General features: G+C 66.6%; 21 protein-coding genes, 1 tRNA gene and 1 pseudogene. 14 read left to right on the top strand and 9 right to left on the bottom strand.

What is annotated here, in order from left to right:
- The first annotated feature begins 45 nt into the window (after window positions 1-45).
- Window positions 46-1,674 (top strand): HNH endonuclease, encoded by a 1,629-nt coding sequence (locus NM2_RS27415; protein ID WP_067674343.1) that lies wholly within the window; start codon window positions 46-48, stop codon window positions 1,672-1,674.
- A gap of 2 nt (window positions 1,675-1,676) precedes the next feature.
- Here the strand turns inward: NM2_RS27415 and NM2_RS27410 are convergent, their stop codons facing one another.
- Complete coding sequence (locus NM2_RS27410; protein ID WP_174575686.1) at window positions 1,677-2,441, bottom strand: serine hydrolase; 765 nt, start codon at window positions 2,439-2,441, stop codon at window positions 1,677-1,679.
- Between the two features lie 374 nt (window positions 2,442-2,815).
- On the opposite strand from NM2_RS27410, the gene NM2_RS27405 reads away from it, so the two are divergent.
- Window positions 2,816-3,421: an acetate uptake transporter gene (locus tag NM2_RS27405; protein WP_067674339.1), complete on the top strand. Its 606-nt coding sequence runs from the start codon at window positions 2,816-2,818 to the stop codon at window positions 3,419-3,421.
- Between the two features lie 27 nt (window positions 3,422-3,448).
- Here the strand turns inward: NM2_RS27405 and NM2_RS27400 are convergent, their stop codons facing one another.
- A complete protein-coding gene (locus NM2_RS27400) occupies window positions 3,449-4,090 on the bottom strand; it encodes a carboxymuconolactone decarboxylase family protein (protein WP_067674337.1) in 642 nt (213 codons plus the stop codon).
- A gap of 41 nt (window positions 4,091-4,131) precedes the next feature.
- The gene (locus NM2_RS27395; protein WP_067674335.1) at window positions 4,132-4,698 is read right to left on the bottom strand and encodes a VOC family protein; all 567 of its coding nucleotides are present in this window, start codon (window positions 4,696-4,698) and stop codon (window positions 4,132-4,134) included.
- A gap of 98 nt (window positions 4,699-4,796) precedes the next feature.
- Between NM2_RS27395 and NM2_RS27390 the strand changes: the two genes are divergently transcribed.
- The 7 genes from NM2_RS27390 (at window position 4,797) to NM2_RS27360 (ending at window position 11,341) form a co-directional block, all read left to right on the top strand.
- Window positions 4,797-5,432: a TetR/AcrR family transcriptional regulator gene (locus NM2_RS27390; RefSeq protein ID WP_067674407.1), complete on the top strand. Its 636-nt coding sequence runs from the start codon at window positions 4,797-4,799 to the stop codon at window positions 5,430-5,432.
- A 28-nt stretch (window positions 5,433-5,460) separates the two neighbouring features.
- The gene (locus NM2_RS27385) at window positions 5,461-6,723 is read left to right on the top strand and encodes a CaiB/BaiF CoA transferase family protein (protein WP_067674333.1); all 1,263 of its coding nucleotides are present in this window, start codon (window positions 5,461-5,463) and stop codon (window positions 6,721-6,723) included.
- The gene (locus tag NM2_RS27380) at window positions 6,720-7,619 is read left to right on the top strand and encodes a hydroxymethylglutaryl-CoA lyase (protein WP_067674331.1); all 900 of its coding nucleotides are present in this window, start codon (window positions 6,720-6,722) and stop codon (window positions 7,617-7,619) included. Before NM2_RS27385 ends, NM2_RS27380 begins: the two co-directional genes overlap by 4 nt.
- 49 nt (window positions 7,620-7,668) lie before the next feature.
- Window positions 7,669-8,055, top strand: coding sequence for a nuclear transport factor 2 family protein (locus tag NM2_RS27375; RefSeq protein ID WP_067674329.1), 387 nt, complete (start codon window positions 7,669-7,671; stop codon window positions 8,053-8,055).
- Window positions 8,055-9,242, top strand: a complete 1,188-nt coding sequence (locus tag NM2_RS27370) for an acyl-CoA dehydrogenase family protein (protein ID WP_174575685.1) — start codon at window positions 8,055-8,057, stop codon at window positions 9,240-9,242. Before NM2_RS27375 ends, NM2_RS27370 begins: the two co-directional genes overlap by 1 nt.
- Window positions 9,233-10,618: a phosphotransferase family protein gene (locus tag NM2_RS27365; protein ID WP_067674327.1), complete on the top strand. Its 1,386-nt coding sequence runs from the start codon at window positions 9,233-9,235 to the stop codon at window positions 10,616-10,618. The genes NM2_RS27370 and NM2_RS27365 overlap by 10 nt, the downstream gene beginning before the upstream one ends.
- 216 nt (window positions 10,619-10,834) lie before the next feature.
- Complete coding sequence (locus NM2_RS27360) at window positions 10,835-11,341, top strand: hypothetical protein (protein WP_067674325.1); 507 nt, start codon at window positions 10,835-10,837, stop codon at window positions 11,339-11,341.
- A 44-nt stretch (window positions 11,342-11,385) separates the two neighbouring features.
- On the opposite strand, the gene NM2_RS27355 is transcribed toward NM2_RS27360, so the two are convergent.
- The 4 genes from NM2_RS27355 to NM2_RS27340 form a co-directional block, all read right to left on the bottom strand.
- Window positions 11,386-11,871 (bottom strand): transposase, encoded by a 486-nt coding sequence (locus NM2_RS27355; RefSeq protein WP_245718246.1) that lies wholly within the window; start codon window positions 11,869-11,871, stop codon window positions 11,386-11,388.
- A 246-nt stretch (window positions 11,872-12,117) separates the two neighbouring features.
- On the bottom strand, window positions 12,118-13,356 hold the full coding sequence (locus NM2_RS27350; RefSeq protein WP_067674323.1) for a cytochrome P450 family protein: 1,239 nt from the start codon (window positions 13,354-13,356) through the stop codon (window positions 12,118-12,120).
- Between the two features lie 303 nt (window positions 13,357-13,659).
- Window positions 13,660-15,180, bottom strand: coding sequence for a long-chain-fatty-acid--CoA ligase (locus NM2_RS27345; protein ID WP_067674321.1), 1,521 nt, complete (start codon window positions 15,178-15,180; stop codon window positions 13,660-13,662).
- Between the two features lie 37 nt (window positions 15,181-15,217).
- A complete protein-coding gene (locus NM2_RS27340; RefSeq protein WP_067674319.1) occupies window positions 15,218-16,123 on the bottom strand; it encodes a cyclase family protein in 906 nt (301 codons plus the stop codon).
- 74 nt (window positions 16,124-16,197) lie between these two features.
- Between NM2_RS27340 and NM2_RS27335 the strand changes: the two genes are divergently transcribed.
- Both NM2_RS27335 and NM2_RS27330 read left to right on the top strand, forming a co-directional pair.
- Window positions 16,198-16,623, top strand: coding sequence for a histidine phosphatase family protein (locus tag NM2_RS27335; protein WP_245718244.1), 426 nt, complete (start codon window positions 16,198-16,200; stop codon window positions 16,621-16,623).
- Between the two features lie 311 nt (window positions 16,624-16,934).
- Entirely contained in the window at window positions 16,935-17,672 is a 738-nt protein-coding gene (locus NM2_RS27330) for a type 1 glutamine amidotransferase family protein (RefSeq protein WP_067674317.1), read from the top strand.
- Between the two features lie 290 nt (window positions 17,673-17,962).
- Here NM2_RS27330 and NM2_RS27325 read toward each other — a convergent pair whose 3' ends face one another.
- Window positions 17,963-19,015, bottom strand: a complete 1,053-nt coding sequence (locus tag NM2_RS27325; protein WP_157121339.1) for an NAD(P)-dependent alcohol dehydrogenase — start codon at window positions 19,013-19,015, stop codon at window positions 17,963-17,965.
- A gap of 218 nt (window positions 19,016-19,233) precedes the next feature.
- On the opposite strand from NM2_RS27325, the pseudogene NM2_RS53075 reads away from it, so the two are divergent.
- A pseudogene (locus NM2_RS53075) lies at window positions 19,234-19,305 on the top strand (hypothetical protein); the annotation flags it as partial.
- 56 nt (window positions 19,306-19,361) lie between these two features.
- Window positions 19,362-19,508: an aldehyde dehydrogenase family protein gene (locus tag NM2_RS49380; RefSeq protein WP_157121338.1), complete on the top strand. Its 147-nt coding sequence runs from the start codon at window positions 19,362-19,364 to the stop codon at window positions 19,506-19,508.
- An 11-nt stretch (window positions 19,509-19,519) separates the two neighbouring features.
- Here NM2_RS49380 and NM2_RS27320 read toward each other — a convergent pair.
- Window positions 19,520-19,593 (bottom strand) — tRNA-Ile (locus NM2_RS27320).
- 142 nt (window positions 19,594-19,735) lie between these two features.
- On the opposite strand from NM2_RS27320, the gene NM2_RS27315 reads away from it, so the two are divergent.
- Complete coding sequence (locus NM2_RS27315) at window positions 19,736-20,164, top strand: nitroreductase family deazaflavin-dependent oxidoreductase (RefSeq protein ID WP_067674315.1); 429 nt, start codon at window positions 19,736-19,738, stop codon at window positions 20,162-20,164.
- Window positions 20,165-20,166: the final 2 nt, after the last annotated feature.

Below are 20,166 nucleotides of genomic sequence, written 5' to 3'. Positions count from 1 at the left end.
CAGACCCTACGGTCTGTCGGTGTCGCCTGGCATAGTTCCACGACGATGACTTTCACCGACAACGGCGCGACGCCGATACCGACTTCGCTGCTGAGCGTGGAACTTTCGTGGCGCTCGGCCCACGCGCTGGACGCGCATGCGCTGTTGCTCGGCGAGGACGGCCTGGTCCGCACACCGCGCGATGCGGTGTTCTTCAACGCGCCCCGGCATCCGTCGCAGGCGGTGACCCTGGACCAGGAGCCCGAGCCGCGTACGGCCCGGCTCTCGGTCTCACTGCCCCGTACCGAATCGGCGGTCGTGCGGATGGTGCTGGGCGTCTCGTCGGAGGGTCCACTGCACGAACTCGCGGCTCTGACGGTGGCGGTGCGGGACGCCGCCGGATTGGTGGCCCGCCGCGACGTTCCCGCGCCGCGGTCGAGCGAGGTGACGGCGATATCGTTCGCGGAGTTCGGCCGAGACGAGGACCGCTGGCTCTTCCGCCCCCTCGACCGGTCTCGGGCCGAATTGTCGCAGCTGTTCGAAGATTTCGGCATCGCCCCGAACACAGCGGCGGGATGCGACCGGATTTCGCTGCGCCGAAAGGGATTCGGCAACCGCGCCATCGAAAGCCCCACGGCCGCACCGCCGGAGGATCCCCGCCCGGACTGGCATCCGCAGGGCGCGACGCTGCGCTGGTGGGACGGCGCGCGGTGGTCCGATACGACCGTCCCGCTGCCCACGCCCGACGCCCGCGTCTGCCCGCACTGCGGCCGACGACGCGGCTGGCGTGTTCTGGGCGCACCCGCGCCGTGCCGGTCCTGCGCCGCCGAGATCGAGGAGTACCTCGACAGCTGGCGGGCCCGCGCCTGGCGCGTCCTGACCGGCGACGGCCCGCGCGGCACGGCCTGGGCCGAGCTGTGGACCGCCCTGCGCTACCGGCGCATTCCCGAGGACACCGGGCGCGCGGCCCTGCGCGGCCCCGGTCTGGCATATGTCGAGCGGCTGGCCGCCTTCGCCGGCGAGGAGATCACCGCGCAGGAGGTCGAGGAGTTCGACACCGCCCTGCGGGAACTGGATCTGTCCGGCCCGCAGGTGGAGGAATTGCGACGCCGCATGCACCGCGGCCGCACGCTCTCCCGCCTGCGTGCCGGGGAGTTGCCGGTGGTGCGCACGCACGGGCTGCATCTGGATCCCGAGGAACGCGTCCACTTGGACATCGAGGCGACCCGCATCCGCCACCTGGCCCGCGGTGAGCGCGCCACGGCTGGCCGGTTGATCGGCACGAACAAGAAACTGCGTTTCATCGGCCCCGAGGCAGGCATCGAAATCCCTTGGTCCCGAATCGTTTCCGTATCCATCGCCGACGGCTTGGTCGCACTGGCGGCGACCTCGGCGCGCGGCGGAGCCGAATTCGACGTCGAGGACCCGGATCTGGTGGCAGCGGTGCTGGAAGGTGCTCTGCGCGTGGCCAAACGGCTCACCCTGGCCCCGGGCCGACGCGACACCCGCGTGATCCCGCCGGAGATCAAAGCGCAGGTGTGGCATCGGGACGGGGGCGCCTGCATCGAATGCGGCGCCACGCACTATCTGGAGTTCGACCACGTCATCCCGCTGAGCCGCGGCGGCGCGACCAGTCCGGGAAATCTACAGGTCCTGTGCCGGTCCTGTAATCGCGCCAAGGGCGCGCGCATCTGAAATCAGCGGTTCGATCCGGCATTCGGCGACGGCACCGGCAGGCGGACGCCCAGCACCGATCGCGGCAGTGCGGACAGCACGTCGGCGGTCTGGTCGGCGGGGGTGCCGTCGGTCTGCGCGGAGATGGCGAAGCCGGGCCCGAAGGACGCCGAACCCACCTGCTGCTGACCGAGATCCGACCAGCCCCACTTGTTTCCGATCACGCCGGGCACCCGGGCGGTGCCCCAGTTCTGCGCGGTGCCGTCGGCGGCCACCGGACTCGCCATGGCCATCCAGCGCAGGACGGGCGAGCCCGGATCGGTGGTCATCTTGCGGTCCAGGAACTTCGTGATGTCGGCGGTGCTGGTGTAGGACTGCCCCCAGGTGGGGCCGGAGTGCGTGGCCAGCAGGCCGTATTCGGCGGCCTCGGCATCGATGGCGTTCGGATACTTCGCCGCGATGGCGACGGTCGCCGAATCATCGGAGTAGCGGATCATTCGCTCAGCGAGCTGGCGGTCCTGTGCCGACCGATCGCCGTGGCGGAGTGCGTAATCCACCATGTAGAGCTTCACCAACGACAGCCCCGCGCGGGACTGGGTGGCGTTGGCTGTGCCCCACTGCAGGTTCAGGAACGCCACCCGCATCGATATCGAGGTTCGGCCAGGAACGCCGGGGATGTTCATGCTGGTCGGAGTCGTGTCCGGCGGCACTGGATCCGCCGCAGCATGCCCCGCGATCAGGCACGCCCCGGCCGCGACCATCCCCGTCACTACCATTCGACAGCGCACGAGTTGCCTCCTCGATCCACACTTCGGTTCCGGTCGGAAACATCCAGCGTCAACAACGTTGCGGATACGAAATGTCAGCCAGGTTAACGTGCCCGCGCGGACCTCAGCGGCGATCGGCCACGAACGCATCCGGCGCTTCCTCCGAACACGCCGGTTACCACGTGTTTTCGGAATCCGTTGTCGACCTCGGCCTACCGGCGTGTCCGAGTCGCGCGGCCGCATCCCGCCACCGCGGGCCCGCGCGTGTCGCAAGTCCGGAAGCGGGCAAACCGGCCTTTTCGCGACCTGGGCGGAGTTACCCTGACGAATGCGTTGCGCCGGGGGCGTTCGCGCCGGACGCGACGTCAGGCGAGCAACTCTCCAGAGGATCAACCATGAGCGTCACCGATGACCGCACGGTTCAACCCACTTCCGCGATAGCCGATCCGGCGCCGCTGGGTCTGGGCGCATTCGCACTCACCACATTCCTGTTATCGGTGGTCAACGCCGGTTGGGCGACCGCCTCCACCGGCGACGCTTGGGTCGGCTACGCCTTCGCCTACGGCGGACTGTGTCAGCTACTGGCCGGGATGTGGGAATTCCGCAACCGCAACGTCTTCGGCGCGACGGCGTTCTCCACCTACGGCGGATTCTGGATCGGCCTGGGGCTGTGGGCCCGGCTGGTGGCCCCGCACGCCACGGGCGCGGGCGCCTCGCACGATCTGGGCTGGATCCTGCTGGCGTTCGCGATCTTCAACACCTACATGCTGATCATGTCGGCCCAGGTGAACCGCGCGGTATTCGCGGTCTTCCTCACCTTGGAGATCACCGAGATCGTTTTGTTCGCAGGCAATTTCGCGGTCAGCGACGCCACCGTGAAGATCGGCGGCTACATCGGTGTGATCACCGCGCTGTGTGCCTGGTACGCCTCGGCGGCGGGCGTCGCCGGCGGCATCGGCGGCAAACTCCGGCTCCCGGTGGGCGCTCCGCTGGTCGCGTAACGCCTGCCGGTAGCCGGATACCGAAAGTCATTGTCCTCCAGACAGATCGGCGGACAGGTCGGCCACCTCGACCCCCTCGGGGATCTGCACTTCCTCGACGGGTTCGGGGCGATCGTCGAATTCGAGCCGCAACGCGCGGGCCATGGTGGCGTGCATGTCGTACATCGCGGTGATGTAGGTCAGCTGCAGGATTTCCGGATCGCTGAGATTGGCCCTGAGCACCGCGAACACCTCGTCGGGAACCCGGCCGCCGGACAGGACCAGCCCGTCGGTGTAGGCGAGGACGGCGCGCTCGAGTTCGGAGAAGCAGTCGGCGATCTGCCAGTGCGGGATCGCGGCGATCTTCTCCTCGGCGACGCCGAGCGAACGCATCTGCTTGCAGTGCTGGGAGAATACGAACTGGCTGCCGCGGGCATATCCGGCCCGGCTCTGGCCGAGCTCACGCAGTTTCGGGTCCAGTGTGGCGTTGCGGTAGAGGGCGAAACCCTTTACCGCATGCCGGAATACGTCCGGGGACTGAGCGAATACGGTCCACCAGTCACCGGGAGTGGCATGGATGGTGCCGTGATCGACGGCCGGATCCTTGTCGGGGCCGAACAGCCGATCGTAGAAGAACAGAATCCGTTCGTCGGTGACTTCGGCGCGCGGTACTTCGCGAAGACGCGGCATGGTACGTAATCCTCTCGGGTGGTGGAGATTCGGGAAGTCGGTCAGAGCCCTGCGGACACGTGCCGGTCGGCAGCGGTCTTCGGCTCGTGCGCGACGTCTGCCTCGGTGAAAGTACGTGTCCAGCAGGCGAATTCGAGAAGCACACCGTCGGGGTCCTGGAAATAGAACGACCGAACGAAAGTTCCCTCGTGCACCTCGCGCGAGACGCCCCGCGGACTGTCGTCGTGGTTGAGGATCCGGCTGACCTTGATACCCTCCGCAGCGACGCGCTCGTAGTACTCGTCGAACCGCTCCGGCGGCACCGCGAAGGCGACGTGATTCATCGATCCCACCCCGCTGAGCAGCTCACCTTCATCGGGCAGCCCCTTCGGGGCGGTGAGCCCGGGACTGGCGTCGGGCGCGTCGGCGAGCCAGAAGAACGCGAGGCTGTTGCCGCCCCCGCAGTCGAAGAAGAAATGCTGCCCCAGGTTTCCGGGCAGTTCGATAGTCTTTATCAACGGCATACCCAGTGTCCCCGAATAGAAGTCGATGGTTCGACGCATATCGGAGCACACCAGCGCGAGGTGATTGATCCCGCCTAGTTCGTATTTCGGATTGGAGGGGCTCATGGCATTCCTTCCTACTGGGCCGCGACCACGAACTCGCGCGGCTTGGACGCCCACAAAATGACTTGACAGTCATGTCATGTTGTTGGATAGTGTGGTCCGTGGCGAAGTCATCTGTCAATAGCCCCGCCGCCGCGGCCGAAACCTTGACGCCGCGGGGCCGCAAGACGCGTGAGGCCTTGCTCGACGCCGCCCGGACGGTCTTCGAATCCGTCGGCTTCCTGGACACCCGGGTCGAACAGATATCGCAGGAGGCCAACGTCTCCTACGGCACCTTCTATCGCTACTTCGAGTCGAAGGAACACGTCTTCGGCGAACTGAGCACCCAGTTGTTCGAGGATATGCACCGCCGCGAACCGACCGCGGCGAACCTGTCCCCCGCCGCGAAACTCGTCGCGGCCAACCGCTCCTACTACCGAGCGTATCGACGCAACGCCCGGATGATGGCGATCGTCGAACAGGTCGCGACCTTCAACGAGGAGTTCCGGCAGCTGCGGCACGAACACCGCCGCCAGCTCGTCGACCGCACCTCCAAGGCCATCGCACGCTGGCAGAGCGAGGGGCTGGTCCGCCCCGAACTCGATCCCGAGCTGGCGGCGCGCGTCATGGCCGCGATGGTGGAACACACCATCTACCTGTGGCTCATCCAGGGCGAGGACGCCGACGAGGACGCTCTGCTGGACACACTCGACCGGATGTCCGTAGGCGCACTCGGACTCGATCCGGACCAGCAGTAACACATCGGCGCCGAGTCAGGAGGCACCCATGACATCAGCTCTCTCCCCCACGGGCGATGCGAGCACCACCCCCGGACCGCTGGACGGCTTCCGCGTCCTCGAACTCGGCACGCTCATCGCCGGGCCGTACTGCGGTCGCCTGCTCGGCGACATGGGCGCCGACGTGATCAAGATCGAAGCGCCGGATCGTCCCGACCCACTGCGGGATTGGGGTCAGGCCGAGGGCGGGAACCAGTACTTCTGGGCCGTGCACGCGCGCAACAAGCGGTGCATGAGCCTGGATCTGCGCACCGAGGCGGGCCGGGACATCTTCCTGGATCTCGCGGCCACGGCCGATGTCGTGGTGGAGAGTTTCCGGCCCGGCACGCTGGAACGCTGGGGTATCGGATACGACGAACTCACCGCCCGAAATCCGCGGCTGGTGCTGGCGCGCGTGTCCGGATACGGGCAAACCGGGCCGTATGCCGCGCGTCCGGGATACGCCTCGGTCGCCGAGGGCATCAGCGGTCTGCGGCACCTTAACGGATTCCCCGGTCAGGCGCCGCCGCGCATGGCGCTGTCCATCGGTGACAGCCTGGCCGGCCTGTTCGCCTTCCAGGGCGTGCTGGCGGCTCTGCTGGTGCGTGAGCGGACCGGGCGCGGGCAGATCGTGGACGCCGCGCTCACCGAGGCGTCGCTGGCCATTCAGGAGTCCACGGTCCCCGATTACCACAAGACCGGCCACGTGCGGCAGCCCTCGGGCACCCGGCTGGACCGGGTCGCCCCGTCGAATCTGTACCGGTCGAAGGACGGACTGTGGGTGATCATCGCGGCCAATCAGGACACGGTGTTCCGCCGCCTGACCGCCGCCATGGGACGCCCCGAACTCGCCGACGATCCCCGCTACGTCAACCACGGCGCGCGCGGTGAGCACCAGGACGAACTCGATGAGCTGATCGGTTCCTGGGCAGCGGATTTCAACGCTACCGACCTGATCGACAACCTCGCCGAACACGGCGTGGTCGCGGGTCCGGTGAACACCGTCGCCGAGGTCATGAGCGATCCGCAATTCCTCGCCCGCGGCATCTTCGTCGATCATGCCGATCCGTCGCTGACCAGCCAGGACGCCGGATTCGACCCGGTGCCCGCCAAGGGCGTCGGCGTGGTGCCCCGGCTCAGCGAGACCGCGGGCGGGGTGCGGTGGGGCGGTGCGAGTCGTCCGGGGACGCATACCGACGAGGTGCTCACCGAGGTGCTCGGTTACGACGCCGAGCGCCTGACCCAACTGCGCGAGAAGGGCACGATCGCATGAGCGCCGTGGATATTCGCGAGGTCGGCCCACGGGACGGACTGCAGATCGAGCACCCGATCCCGACCGAGGCCAAACTCGAATTCATCGACGCGCTCGTGGCGACGGGCGTGCGCCGGATCGAGGTGACCTCCTTCGTCTCCCCGCGGGCGGTGCCATCGCTGGCCGACGCGCAAGCCGTTGCCGCCCAGCTGGATCGGTGGCCGGGCGTGGAATTCTCCGCACTGGTCGCGAGCCTCGGCGGCGCGCGGCGGGCGCTGGCCGCGGGGGTCACTCGGGTCGAGTACGTCGTCTCCGCCTCGGACGGGCACAGCCGGGCCAACGTCGGGCGCGACAGTGCGGCCTCGGTCGCGCTCATCGCGCCGATCGCCGAGCTGGTGCACGACGCGGGCGGGCATCTCGAGGTGATCATCGCCATCGCGTTCGACTGCCCCTTCGACGGGCCGACACCGCCGGAGCGAGCGGCCGAGATCGCCAGGAGCGCAATGACTTCCGGAGCGGACGCACTAGCGATAGCCGATACGATCGGGACCGCATCACCGATCCGGATGGTCGATGTCCTCGGCCGCGTCCGGGCTGCCGCGCCCAGGACGGTACCGGCGGTCCACCTGCACAACACCCGAGGTCAGGGGCTGGCCAACGCCTGGGCCGCGTACGGCGAGGGCGTGCGCCAATTCGATTCCACCGCAGGCGGTCTGGGCGGCTGCCCGTTCGCGCCGGGCGCCAGCGGCAATATCGCCACCGAGGAACTGGCCTACATGTTCGAGGACGGCGGCATCGCCACCGGCATCGATATCGACCGGGCCCTGGACGCGGCCCGGCTGATCTCCGGTCTGCTCGGTAAACCCGTCGCCAGCAATCTGCTCGCCGCGGGCGGCCGGTCGGTGCCGACCGCCTGATCCGCCCCGACGAGCAGCGAATCATCCACCCCGGGAAGAGGTCCCAATCGTGAACGAACTGGCCGATCGCTTCTTCGCCGCTGTCAGCAGCGGCGATGCGGCGGCGCTGACCGATATGTACGCACCCGATGCGCGCATCTGGCACAACGACAAGAACGCCGAGGAGACCGTCGCGGAGAATCTGCGGGTGCTGCGCTGGCTGTCGCGGACGGTGGAAAACCTTCGCTACGAGGACATCCGGCGCTATCCGCTGCCCGACGGATTCGCCCAGCAGCACGTCGTGCGCGGTAACCTGCCGGGCCACGGGCCGCTGGAGGTCGCCGCCGGACTGTTCGTGCAGGTGCGGGACGGCCGGATAACGCGTATCGACGAATACGTGGACTCGGCCGCGATCCAGCCGCTCTACGCGGTATCCGCCTCGCCACGGGAGCAGTGATGACGAAAATGGACCGGCCCGCGGGTCGTATCGCCGAATTGACCTCGCGCATGCGGGAATTCATCGACGGCGAGGTCATCGCGTCCGAGCCGGTGCTGATCCGGGACGACGCGGCCGCGGGCGCCGAGCTGGACCGGCTGCGCGGCCGGGCCAAGGAACTGCACCTGTGGGCGCTGGGACATCCGGCCGAGATCGGCGGCGGCGGAGTGCCTTTCCTGGATTTCGTCTATCTCAACGAGATCATCGGCCGGTCGGAATTCGGCCAGCTGGCCGTCGGTTCGGTCTCCATGCAGGACACCCTGATGCTGCACCGGCACGGCACCGAGGAGCAGCGCCGCCGCTGGATTCCGCCCATGGTGGCCGGGGATGTGCTGCCCTCGGTCGGGCTGACCGAGCCGGAGGTCGCCGGATCCGATCCGACCCTCATCGCCACCCGCGCCGAACTCGACGGCGACACCTGGATCATCAATGGGCACAAGTGGTTCACCACCGGCGCGGCGCAGGCGGCCTACTGCACGGTGTTCGCCAACACCGAATCCGATTCCGTGCCGAGGCATTCCCGGATCAGCGCGATCATCGTGCCGACCGACACCCCCGGCTTCGAGATCGTCCGCTCCATCCCGACCATGGGCCACGACCCCAGTGACCACTACGAGGTCCGGCTCACCGATGTGCGCGTCCCGGCCGAGGCCCTGCTGGGCGAGCGCGGCAAGGGTTTCGCGGTGGCGCAGGATCGGCTCGGGCCCGGACGGATCTTCCACTGCATGCGCTGGCTCGGGCAGGCCCAGCGCGCCTACGAGCTGATGTGCGAGCGGGCCAACACCCGGTACGCGCACGGTTCGCTGCTCGCCGAGAAGGGCGAAATCCACCGGTACATCGCCGAATCCGCCGCCGAGATCCACGCCGCCAGGCTGATGACGCTCGACGCGGCCCGCGCGATGGACGCCGGGGAGGACTACCGGGTGCGGGTCGGGCTGATCAAGTTCTGGGGTGCGCGCATGCTGCACAACGTGATCGATCGCGCCATCCAGGTGCACGGCGCGCTCGGCCTGACGGCCGACACCCCGCTCGAACGCATGTATCGGCAGGCGCGCTACGCCCGCGTCTACGACGGTCCGGACGAGGTGCACCGCATGTCCACCGCGCGCCGCCTGCTGCGCTCCCCCGAGGCAGCGCCGTGGCTGTGACGCCGGATTCCCCTGCGCCGGAGTCGATCACGCTGGCCGAGGGCGTTGGCGCGGTGTTGCGCGAAGCCACCGGGCGCACCATCGACTCGGTCTCGCTGCGCCGATTCACCGGAGGCGCGAGTAAACAGGTCTACGCCGTCTCCGCCCGTGACGATGCGGACGAGCCCGTGCACGCGGTACTGCGCCGCGATCCTCCCGGGCACGGCGACGCCACTCGGATGCGCGCCGAGGCGGCCTGCCTGCGGGCGGCCGCTTCGGCCGGGGTGCCCGTCCCGGCCGTGCTCGCCGCCGCGGACACCGCGCCCGGAATCGACGCACCGTATCTGCTGATGGATATGGTCGAGGGCGAGTCGATTCCCCGTAAGCTGCACCGTGATCCGGAGTTCGCCCCGGTGCGCGATCGGCTCGCCGCGGATCTCGGCCGCGTGCTGGGCCTGATCCACCGCACCCCGCTGGACACCCTGGACACGCTCGACGACCAGGACCCCCTGGAGACGATCGAGCAGATCTACCTGGACCTGGACGAGCCCCGCCCCGCGGTGGAGATGGGTCTGCGCTGGCTGCGCGAGCATCGCCCGCCACCCCGCCGGAAAACGTTGGTGCACGGCGATTTCCGGCTCGGCAACTTTCTCATCAGCCCGGACGGCGTCCGCGCGGTGCTGGATTGGGAGCTGGCTCATCGCGGCGACCCGGTCGAGGATCTGGGCTGGTTGTGCGTGCGCGCCTGGCGTTTCGGCGCAGCGGCCCCGGTCGGGGGGCTCGGCACCCGCGAACAGCTCCTGGACGGTTACGCGCAGACCACCGGAATCCGGCCCACCTCCGAAGAATTGCACTGGTGGGAGACGTTCGGCACGCTGAAGTGGCTGGTGCTGAGCAGATTTCAGGCCGAACGTCATCTCGGCGGCGACGAGCACTCGGTGGAACTGGCCGCCATCGGGCGACGGGTCTGCGAATCCGAATACGATCTGCTGGCCGCCCTGCGCCTGCTCGACGAATCCGTCAGCGTCCCAGCGTCATCCGAACCGTTGACCGCGGTCCACGATCGTCCCGGCCTCACCGAGATTCTCGATCTGGTCGCCGAGACGCTCACCGAGGAGATGGCACCCACCCTGACCGCCGAGCAGCAGCGCCAGCGATTCCTGCTGCGGATCTGCGTCAACCTGCTCGGCACCGCGTCGCGCGAAGTCCGAGCCGGGCCCACGGCCGCCGCCGAGGTCGCCGGGCTGCTCGGCGAGCTCGGCTGCAAGTCGGAAGCCGAGCTCGCCGCGGGATTGCGTTCGGAATCACTGTCCTACTCCGACAACGAGGTTCGCCGAGTGGTCTCGCTCGCCGTCCTGTCCCGCCTACAGGTCGCAAATCCTCGTTATTCGGGCTAGTCCACCTCGACGGCGTGGAACTACGGCCCGTTCGATCAGCTTCGCAATGAGCAGCGGCCGCCCTGGATGGGGGCGGGCGCTGCTCCTGTTCGATGTCGTGCCGCGGGCCCGAAATCGGTTCGGACAGCGCGTCTCTAAGTGAGCGTCCGGGAACTTCCCTTGCTGCCTGACATTCCCTGTCGGCGGAGCCCTCAGGGCCGGGTATAAAGGAGGGCTGTGGCAACTGAGCTGACTGTGTTCTCCGACTACCAGCAGATCCATCTTCTTGATAGCGACTCGTCCGCCGAACTGGCTGACTGGGCGAATTCCGCACTGCTCAACTACTTGGCGCTGGAGGACGACGCGATCGGCATCCGCACAGGGGTCAACGGCGACGTCATCGTCACCATCGACGTGACCGCCACCCCGCCCGCCGATGACATGGATGCCTTCGACACTGTGACGGAGTGTGGCCTCCGAGCCGATTCCGGCACGTTGAGGCTCACCTCTCCGGCCTACGGCGAGGACGACGGTGATCTGGTGACAGTTCCGAGGGGGTGGCTGCGGTTGCGCGTGTCCTTGACGAGGTCGCCCGATGACGAGGAATACGACGAGGACTCCGACGATCCCGCCGATCGGCAACACATCCGGATTCAGTGCTGGCCCGCTGCACCCACCGGCGCCGTCTTGGTCAAGGGATGGAATCCCGAGACAGGCGCATTCCACCCCGTACCGACCAACTGAACTCCCTCGCGCCGGTCATGTTCGGGTGAGTCGGCGTGAGGTGGTCATGATGGTGGCGATGTAGACCATGGCTTCGTGGTGGTCGGGGCGGGTTTCGTAGTCGCGGACGCAGCGGCGGTGTTTTTGCGGCCTCCGACCTTCTTGCCGTTGTCCCATCCGCCTGATGTGGTGGGCACGGTGTCCGCGCCCCGCACCGACTGGGAGTCGATGATCGCCGCGGTCGGGGTCGGCCGGCGGCACGCGCGGACTCGGATCCGATCACGCAGAACATCGGTGATACGTTGCCACACACCGGCTTTGGTCCATCGGCAGAAGATGTCATAGACCGTTGTCGGGGGCGGGAAGTCCCTGGGCAGCGCCCGCCAGGCGATGCCGCCACGCACGAGGTAGAAGATCGCGTCCAGCACCAGGCGGCGAGGGTGTTTCTCACCGCGCCCGCCCTTGCCACCGGTGTTTCCCGGCGGCGGCAGCAGCGGTTCGAGCAGCTCCCACTGCTCGTCACTGCACGAGGATGGATACCCCGGACACACCCGGATCAACGACGAGTCATGGACTGGGCAGGACGAACACAGACAACTCGGCAATACTGGCACACGAACTCCTGGCAGAACATCGTCTCGACAACCGCTGATCTACCAGGAGTTCTTCATCTCAGGCGCCCACACACCGGACCGAACGCCATTCACCCGCAACCACATTCGACAAACCCCGCACCCCACGGTCACCCCGCCGACAACCCACCACCAGCCAGACTGACAAGAGTTCCCGGACGCTCACTAAGCGCTGAGGCGGGCCGGCAACGACTTGTGGCCGTTCATGACGAAGGTCTGCATCGGACGCAGTTCATCCGCGGCAGCGGCCAATCGCAGGTCCGGAAAGCGGGACAGCAACGCGGGCACGGCGATTCGCGCCTCGAGGCGGGCCAGGGGTGCGCCCAGACAGTGGTGCACGCCGTAACCGAATGCCAGGTGGCCCTTGCTGCCGGTCTCCCGGTCCCAGGACGGGTCGAACTCGTCGGCGTTGCGGCCGAACGTATTCCGATCGCGATTGGCTCCGGCGAACGAGGCCAGGATCGCCTCGCCCGCGGGTATCCGGACACCGCCGCCGAGATCGAGGTCCGCGCGGGCGTATCGGAACGGCATATTCGCGATCGGCGACTGCCAGCGCAGGCTCTCCTCGATCACCTCCTCCCACTCGACCTCCCCGGCCAGAGCCTCGGCACGGGCCTGCGGATGGGTCAGCAGCGCGACGATCGTGTGGTCGATCAGATTCACCGTCGTCTCGTGCCCCGCGCTGATGATCAACGTCAGGGTGTCCAGCAGTTCCTGGTCGCTCAGCAGCGGGCCGGTCGCCTCGTCGGGGCCGGTGATCAGGGTGCTGGTCAGGTCGTCGCCCAGATGCTCACGCTTGTAGGCGATCAGCTTGGCGACCTGATCCAGCAGCCCCATGAAATCCTTCTGCACCTGCTCCGGCGCGGCGGAGGTGTCCAGTGAGCCGTCGGCGTGCTTACACAGCGGGGTCGCGATCTCCGGCGGCACCCCCATCAGCTCGGTGATCACCTTGATCGGCAGCGGACGCGCGAAATCCGCTCGCAGATCCGCGATGTCGCCGACCGGGGCGGCCGCGAGCCCGTCCAGCAGATCGGTGACGATCGCCTCGATCCTGGGCCGCAGATCCGCCACCCGGCGCGGGCCGAAGGCGGGGCCGACCGCCTTGCGCAGTCGTGCGTGCTCCTCCCCCGAACTCCGCAGCATGTTGCGGAGCCCGATCCACGGGTTCATCACCCAGTCGGCCGGAATCCGCCCCTCCCGCAACGTCGTCCAGTCCTGTGGTTCCTTGGAGACCTGCGGATCGGTCATCAGACGCCGCAGCGCGGCGTAGTCGGTGACCATCCACACCACCACTCCGCCGGGCAGCTCCACCCGGGCAGCCGGGCCGAGGTCTCGTATACGGGCGATTTCGCCGTGGATATCGGTGCCGGTCGGATCCAGCACGATGGGTTGATCGTCCGTCACGGGAACTCCTTACAAGCGGGCGTCCGGTTCGGACCTCGACGACGTGGCGGTGTGTATCGACGTCGTGGCCAGGAACTCCACCGGCAGGCGAACCAGCGCGCGATGGAAAGGTCCCGTACCTCAGGATAATTCGCTCGGCCGATCAACACCGGTCGATGCGGAGGGCGTCACACCCCGGGGGCGGCCGTCGCAGGATCGGATCGGCCATCGGCTCGGGCCCCGGAGAGAACCGCATCGCGGTCGCGTCCGGACTCCGAAGACGCCCGCTCCCAACGGGAACGGGCGTCATCGGTTCGCATCCGCTCACGAGAACTGCTGGCGCAGTTCCCGTTTCAGAATCTTGCCGGTCACATTCTTCGGCAGTGCGTCGACGAACTCCACCCGGCGCGGCACCTGGAACCCGCCCAGATGTTCCCGGCATCCGGTGATGATGTCATCGGACGTCGCGGAGGCGTTCTCGCGCAGCACGATCACCGCGCACACCACCTCGCCCCAGGTATCGTCGCGGACGCCGATCGCGGCCGCCTCGGCGACGCCCGGCTGCCGGTAGAGGGCCTGCTCGACGGTCAGCGAGGCGACGTTCTCACCGCCGCTGATGATGAGATCCTTCTTCCGGTCGACGATGTAGACGAAGCCCTCCTCGTCCTGGCGGACCAGATCGCCGGTGTGGAACCAGCCGTCGGTGAACGCCTCGGCGGTGGCCTCCGGATCCTTCCAGTAGCCGACCATCACCTGATCGCCGCGCACGATCATCTCCCCGACCTGCCCGGTCGGCACGTCAGCGAATTCGTCGTCCACGATGCGAATATCGGCCAGCCGCATGGGTTTTCCGGCCGAGGCCAGCAGTCCGGTCTCACCGTTCGCGGCGCGGCGGTGTGCGTCCTCGTCCAGATGCAGGACGTTGCCGGCGAGTTCGGTCATGCCCATGCCCTGATAGAAATCGCAGCCGAACCGCTCGAGCCCGGCGCGCAGCACCGCGGCGGGGATGGCCGAGGAGCCGTAGCCCACCGCCTGGAGAGTATCGAGCGAATGCTTGTCCAGCTCCGGGTCCTGCAGCAGGAAATTGATCATCGTCGGCGCCAAACCCGTTTGGGTGACCTGCCATTCGTCCACCAGACGCAGGAACGTGGCGTTGTCGTAGGACCGCAGAATCCCGACCGTGCAGCCGAGCAGATGGTTGATCATCACCACATATCCGCCGATGTGACACAGCGGGAAGCAGAACAGGAACACCGTCTCCTCCGGCACCTCCCATTGCAGCGCCGACGAGGTCACGCCGGCGAGCAGATTCCGGTGCGAGATCAGCACTCCCTTCGGCGCGCCCGTGGTTCCGCTGGTGTACACCAGCCAGCCCGGATCGTCGGGGCTCGGAGTGTGCTCGGGCACGTCCGCCGAAGCGCCCGAAAGGAATTCGTCCCAGCCGATCGCTCCGGGGGCGGTTCCGGTCGACACCACCGTGGTCACCGACGGGATGCGATCGCGGATACGGTCCACCACCTCGGCGAACTCCGGCGCGATGATCAGCACCCGTGCCTCGGAATGCTCCAGGAGAGTGACGATCTGGTCCGGATGCAGCCGGACGTTGAGAATCGTCAGCGCCATACCCGCCATCGGGACGCCGTAGTAGCAGTCCATGTACTGCGTGCAGTTCGAGGACAGGATGGCGATCCGATCCCCGGGCGAAGCCACGCCCAGCAGCGCATTCGCCAAGCGGCGGCAGCGATCTCGCAACTGCCCGTAGGTGACCTGTTCCGCTTCGAACCGCAGCGCGATCCGCTCCGGGTGTTTGCGCGCACCGTATTCGACGATGTCACCGATCAACATCTGTTCTGCTCCTTGCCGATTCGAATCCGCCGCACCGTCACCGGATCGCCATCGGATTGATCGGTGAGCCGACACCGCGCGTGAACGGCAGCGGTGGCCCGGCGTAGAAGAAGTCCCATCGGCCGTCGGCCGCGCAAGCCTGCGAAAGGTCTTCGAAGTCCAGCATTTCCGCGAGCGTCACGCCCATGTCGCGGATGAGCACCATATGCAGTTCGAATGCGCTGCCGGGATGCTCGCCGGGCATCACCTCCACGGCCCAGTTGTCCGAGCCGACGACGGCGATGTCCTTCTCGCGCAACCATTTCGCGCAGGCCAGACTCAATCCGGGCTCACCGGCCATGAAGCTGTTCGGATCGCGCTCGGTCAGGAATTTCCGGCGCCACCCCGTGCGGAACAACAGGATGTCACCCGAGCCGATCTGCACGCCCTGCGCCGCGGCGACCTCGTCGAGCTCCTCGGGGCCGATCGCGGTTCCGGCCTCGAGCCAGTCCACCCCGCGCGCCCGCGCGATGTCCAGCAGTACGCCCCGTCCGGCGATGCCACCGGCCTGGGTGTGGATGCCGCACTTGTCCGCGCCCTTGACCGTGACCCCGTCGCCCGGGTGACCGTTGTAGAGCTGATCGTCGTAGTGCACATGCGCCAGCGAGTCGTACTGCGAACCGGCCTGCAGCGGCATGAACACGAAGTCGTCAGCCCATTTGAACCCGCCCGGAAGCACCTGCTCCTGCCCGTTCTCCGACATCAACCGGATCGGATTGATCCGCAACCCACCCGGCTGCGGGCCGTCGCCGTCGAGCGGAATGCCCAGCGTGAAAACCTGCCCCGTGCGAATCAGCCCTGCCGCGGCCAGCACTCGCTCGGTCGTGAGCAGATTCGTCGTCCCCCGCTCATCATCGCTCCCCCACCGCCCCCAATTGCTGACCTCCTGGCCCAACGCGCGCATATCGGGAACTTCAGGCACCGCTGCCTCCTAGCTGAATCCATTAGTGACGTGACAGTCATGTCAACTTGCCCAGTGTGATCGACCGCACTATCGCTGTCAATAGCGCATCGCCGAGCTGTTCAGACCGCTCCCCCGATGCACGGAACTGCCCCGCGGTCGACGGCTCGAACAGCGAAACCGGAGTTTCCATGCAAAACCTCTATGTGGTGAGCCACCCGCACGCCGAACACACAGAACTCGATCTTGTCGGCGGCTGGTACGACTCACACCTGACGTCAGGCGGCCGCCGCGACGCGCAACTGGTGGCTCATGAACTCGAGCGCCGTCACAACCCCCTGCGACCGATTCGGATCACGACATCCGACCTCGTCCGATGTGCCGAAACCGCAGAGATTCTCGCCGCCGCGCTGCACTCCCCGGTAACTACAGACGCGCGCCTCCGCGAGATCAGTTTCGGCGCAGTCGGATTCGCGTCCTTCGCGACAACCCGGGCGCGATAACCCACCTGCGAATCGACGACTACTGGCGCAACCGAACCCTGCTCAGCCTCGCCGACACCACCCACCTGACCGCCGAGCGGAGCTGACCACCGCGCACGCTCCAGGCATCGGCTACGGTCGTTCGCTCGGTACGCGGCTTACTTCGGCGCATCCGCGTCCGCTACACCTGAATCGAGGAAACCGAATAGCTTCGGCCCAATAAGCGTGTGCTGGTAGAATTTTCGATCGACTCCGGGAGTCAGCACGGGAAATCGCGTGCCAGGCCTGATGAGATGCGTTCTACACGAAACAACTCAGTGAAGGGGTGAATCATGCCCGAGAATCTTCCCCGCAAGGCGCTGATCGCCATTAGTAGCTACCACGGGGTGATCTATCCGGACGGCACCAAAACGGGCCTCTTCTACACCGAGGCCCTTCATCCATTCGAAGTGTTCACGAAGGCTGGGTTCGAGGTGGATCTGGCCACGGAAACAGGCACATACGGTTTGGATGATCTCTCGCTTACCGAACGTTTTCTGGCGGGTGACGACAAGGCGGTCTTCGACAACCCCGAACATCCGTTCAACGTGAAGTTGAATTCGCAATTGCGCAAAGCATCCGACTTGCAGAAAGCGGAGTACGGTTTGTTCTTCGCTTCTGCCGGGCACGCAGCGCTCTATGACTATCCGAGCGCTCGAGGGCTTCAGGTTGTCGGCGAAGACGTCTGGAATCGAGGAGGTATCGTCGCCGCTATCTGCCACGGACCGGTGATCCTGCCCAAGATGATCGACTCCGAGACCGGCAATTCGGTCATTGTGGGAAAAACCGTGACCGGATTCACGATCGAGGGCGAGATCGTCTTGAGTGTCCTCGAAAAACTCGACTCCGACGGGGTGAAGCCCGTCGTCGAAGCAGTGAGCAGCGTGGGAGCGGACTACAGCTCTCCCATGCATCCGTTCGACGACTACTCCATCACTGCCGGTCGAGTCATCACCGGAGCCAATCCGGCAAGTGCGCGTAGCGCAGCCGAGAGGGTCGTGAAAGCATTCGACAGCCTTCAGGAGGCATAACGAGAGGCAGCTGTTTCATCGCTGTCCCCGCGAATTCCGGTCCAGCCCAGCGGTAACTGGAGATGTCGCCAGCGTATTTCGTTCACCATCGCCGTATAACCCTCACAGGCCTCCCCCAGATGGAACCATGCCCGGTGCCGCGTCTCGCTGTCGGCCGAATGCAGCACCGTCCACCACGTCTCGGTCTACATTTTGGCTATGCGGCTGGTCACCTCGCCTAGTCCACATCGATATAGCGTGCGACTGGCATATCCGCCGCACATATTGGTGACGATAGCCCGCCGCGAATTTCATCCGAAGACGATGACTTGGCGTCCGACGACCTCGCCGCGGCCCAGGGCTTCCAGGTTCTCGTTGATGTCCTCGAGCCTGACTTTGGTGACGTTGTGCTTGATGAGGCCCGCCTCGGCGAGAGAAAGCACCTCGACCAGGTCCAGGTGGTTGCCCCAGAAGGAACCGAGGTAGGACAGCTCCGTGCCCACGAAGGGGAACTGGCGGTGTTCGACGCGGTGGCTCATGAGACCGACAGCCGCCAGCGCGCCTTCGGGCCCCAGCAGATCGAACCCCATCGAGACGGATGCCTCGCTGCCGACGCAGTCCAGGATGGCATCGATTGTTCTCCGGCCGGTCAGCCTCTCCAGTTCGTACTGGATGGCCGCGGGGGACTTGTCCTTGACATTGATCCCGAGATCCGCGCCGTTCTCCTTTGCCACATCCAGTTTGCTGTCCGTTCGTGCGAGCGCCACCACGGTCGCCCCGGCTCCAAGCAGCTTCGCGTATTGGACGGCGTAGCTTCCCAGCCCACCGATGCCCGTTACCGCGACGGTGCGGCCGGGGCCGAGCTTGCCTGCGTCCCGAAGCTTGCGCATCCCTCGATACGGGGTCATGCCCGCGTCGGTCATGGGGGCGAGAAGCTCGGGAGCTTTCGCGGCGTCCTCCGAGACCGGGATCGCATGGCGGTACTCCACGGCCATGTACTCGGCGAAGCCTCCGGGAGGGCCGAAGCCCACCCACCTGCCGCCACCGCTGCACAACTGCTCGTTGCCTTCGCGGCACTGCCGGCACGTGCCGTCTCCCCAGCTCGGATTCACCACGACCATGTCGCCCTCCGAGTAAGCCACGGTCTTCGGTACACCGCTGCCCAGTCCCGCTACTCGGCCCGTGACCTCGTGACCGGGGATGTAGGGGAACTCGAGGGGGAACGGGTCCTTGAAGTAACCGTCGAGGAGTTGATAGTCGCTTCGGCACATGCCCGTCGCGGCGACCTGAAGGAGAATCTCGTCCGGCCTGGGCTCAGGCACCGGAACCTCTTCGATCCGAAGGGGCTCCCGGTACCCGTACATCCGGGCTGCTCGCATTTGCATCACGTGTTCCTCGTTTCGCTGTGGGTGGGACGAGGGTGCAAATGGGTGTATCGCGGGTCATGTTAGGCGGTCGTACCGTTAATTTGTGGCTATCGCAACGACCAGTACAGTGACGGGTGAGGTCCTCAGGAGGTTCGACGAACTGACTTCCTGAAGAACTGGAGGAAAAGCTCGCCCGCGCGTCAGCAGCGGCTGCCTTGTACCGGCTCACGAGCGTCGAGGAGCGGGTGGGATTGCTGCAGCACGCGGCCGAACGCCTGGAGAAAGAGGCCGAGAGCGTCAGCCGGATGATCACCATGGAAATGGGCAAGAAGTGCAGTCGGGCATGGCCTTCATCAACGGCAACACGACCAGCTACCCCGAGATCCCGTTCGGCCGCGTCAAGCACAGCGGCTACGGACGCGAGCTGTCCGATCTCGGCATGCGCGAGTTCATGAATGCCAAGACCGTCTGGATCGGCCGGGACGCCTAGGCTGGAGTAAGTGGGGCGGGTGGGGCTCGAACCCACGACCAGCGGATTATGAGTCCGCGGCTCTAACCGACTGAGCTACCGCCCCCGACCGCGAGTAATCCTCGGGCAGGGCGATGGTACCGGGTCGGGCGACTGTTCGCCTATTCGGATCGCCGGAAACGGCGTTTTCCAGGACACGGGGTAGCGGATAGTGTGGCCGTTGAAGGGGACGGACGGGAGGATCGGGCGTGGCGGATTTGTTCGTGAAGGTGTTGCGAGCGCATCAGTGGGTTTACGAGCACAGTGGCGGGCTGGTGGGGCATCGGCTGCTGGCGGGGAATCCGACGTTGCTGTTGCGGACGGTCGGGCGCAAGTCGGGGCAGGCGCGGACCAGCGCGCTGACCTACGCGCGCGACGGGCAGGACTATCTGGTGACCGCGTCGAACGGCGGCTCGCCCCGGCCGCCGGGGTGGCTGGCGAATCTGAAAGCCAAGCAGGACTGCGAGATTCAGGTCGGGCGGCGAAAGATCGCGGTGCGCGCACGGGCGACGTATCCCGACGATGCGGACTACGCGCGACGTTGGGGACTGGTCGACAAGGTGAATCAGGGGCGGTATTCGCAGTACCAGAAGCAGACCGAGCGGCCGATCGCGGTCGTCGTGCTGAGTCCACGCTGACC

The organism is Nocardia miyunensis NBRC 108239 (genome assembly GCF_001613065.1).
Classification (GTDB): Bacteria; Actinomycetota; Actinomycetes; order Mycobacteriales; family Mycobacteriaceae; genus Nocardia; species Nocardia miyunensis.
Note: the sequence above shows the minus strand (reverse complement) of the source record. Positions and strands in the feature narration are given on the sequence as shown.

Excerpts from the sequence above, each read along its gene's own strand:
- NM2_RS27415 (WP_067674343.1), top strand. The coding sequence starts at position 46 with ATGACTTTCACCGACAACGGCGCGACGCCGATACCGACTTCGCTGCTG.
- NM2_RS27405 (WP_067674339.1), top strand. The coding sequence starts at position 2,816 with ATGAGCGTCACCGATGACCGCACGGTTCAACCCACTTCCGCGATAGCC.
- NM2_RS27400 (WP_067674337.1), bottom strand. The coding sequence starts at position 4,090 with ATGCCGCGTCTTCGCGAAGTACCGCGCGCCGAAGTCACCGACGAACGG.
- NM2_RS27395 (WP_067674335.1), bottom strand. The coding sequence starts at position 4,698 with ATGAGCCCCTCCAATCCGAAATACGAACTAGGCGGGATCAATCACCTC.
- NM2_RS27385 (WP_067674333.1), top strand. The coding sequence starts at position 5,461 with ATGACATCAGCTCTCTCCCCCACGGGCGATGCGAGCACCACCCCCGGA.
- NM2_RS27380 (WP_067674331.1), top strand. The coding sequence starts at position 6,720 with ATGAGCGCCGTGGATATTCGCGAGGTCGGCCCACGGGACGGACTGCAG.
- NM2_RS27370 (WP_174575685.1), top strand. The coding sequence starts at position 8,055 with ATGACGAAAATGGACCGGCCCGCGGGTCGTATCGCCGAATTGACCTCG.
- NM2_RS27345 (WP_067674321.1), bottom strand. The coding sequence starts at position 15,180 with ATGTTGATCGGTGACATCGTCGAATACGGTGCGCGCAAACACCCGGAG.
- NM2_RS27340 (WP_067674319.1), bottom strand. The coding sequence starts at position 16,123 with ATGCGCGCGTTGGGCCAGGAGGTCAGCAATTGGGGGCGGTGGGGGAGC.
- NM2_RS27330 (WP_067674317.1), top strand. The coding sequence starts at position 16,935 with ATGCCCGAGAATCTTCCCCGCAAGGCGCTGATCGCCATTAGTAGCTAC.
- NM2_RS27325 (WP_157121339.1), bottom strand. The coding sequence starts at position 19,015 with ATGTACGGGTACCGGGAGCCCCTTCGGATCGAAGAGGTTCCGGTGCCT.
- NM2_RS49380 (WP_157121338.1), top strand. The coding sequence starts at position 19,362 with ATGGCCTTCATCAACGGCAACACGACCAGCTACCCCGAGATCCCGTTC.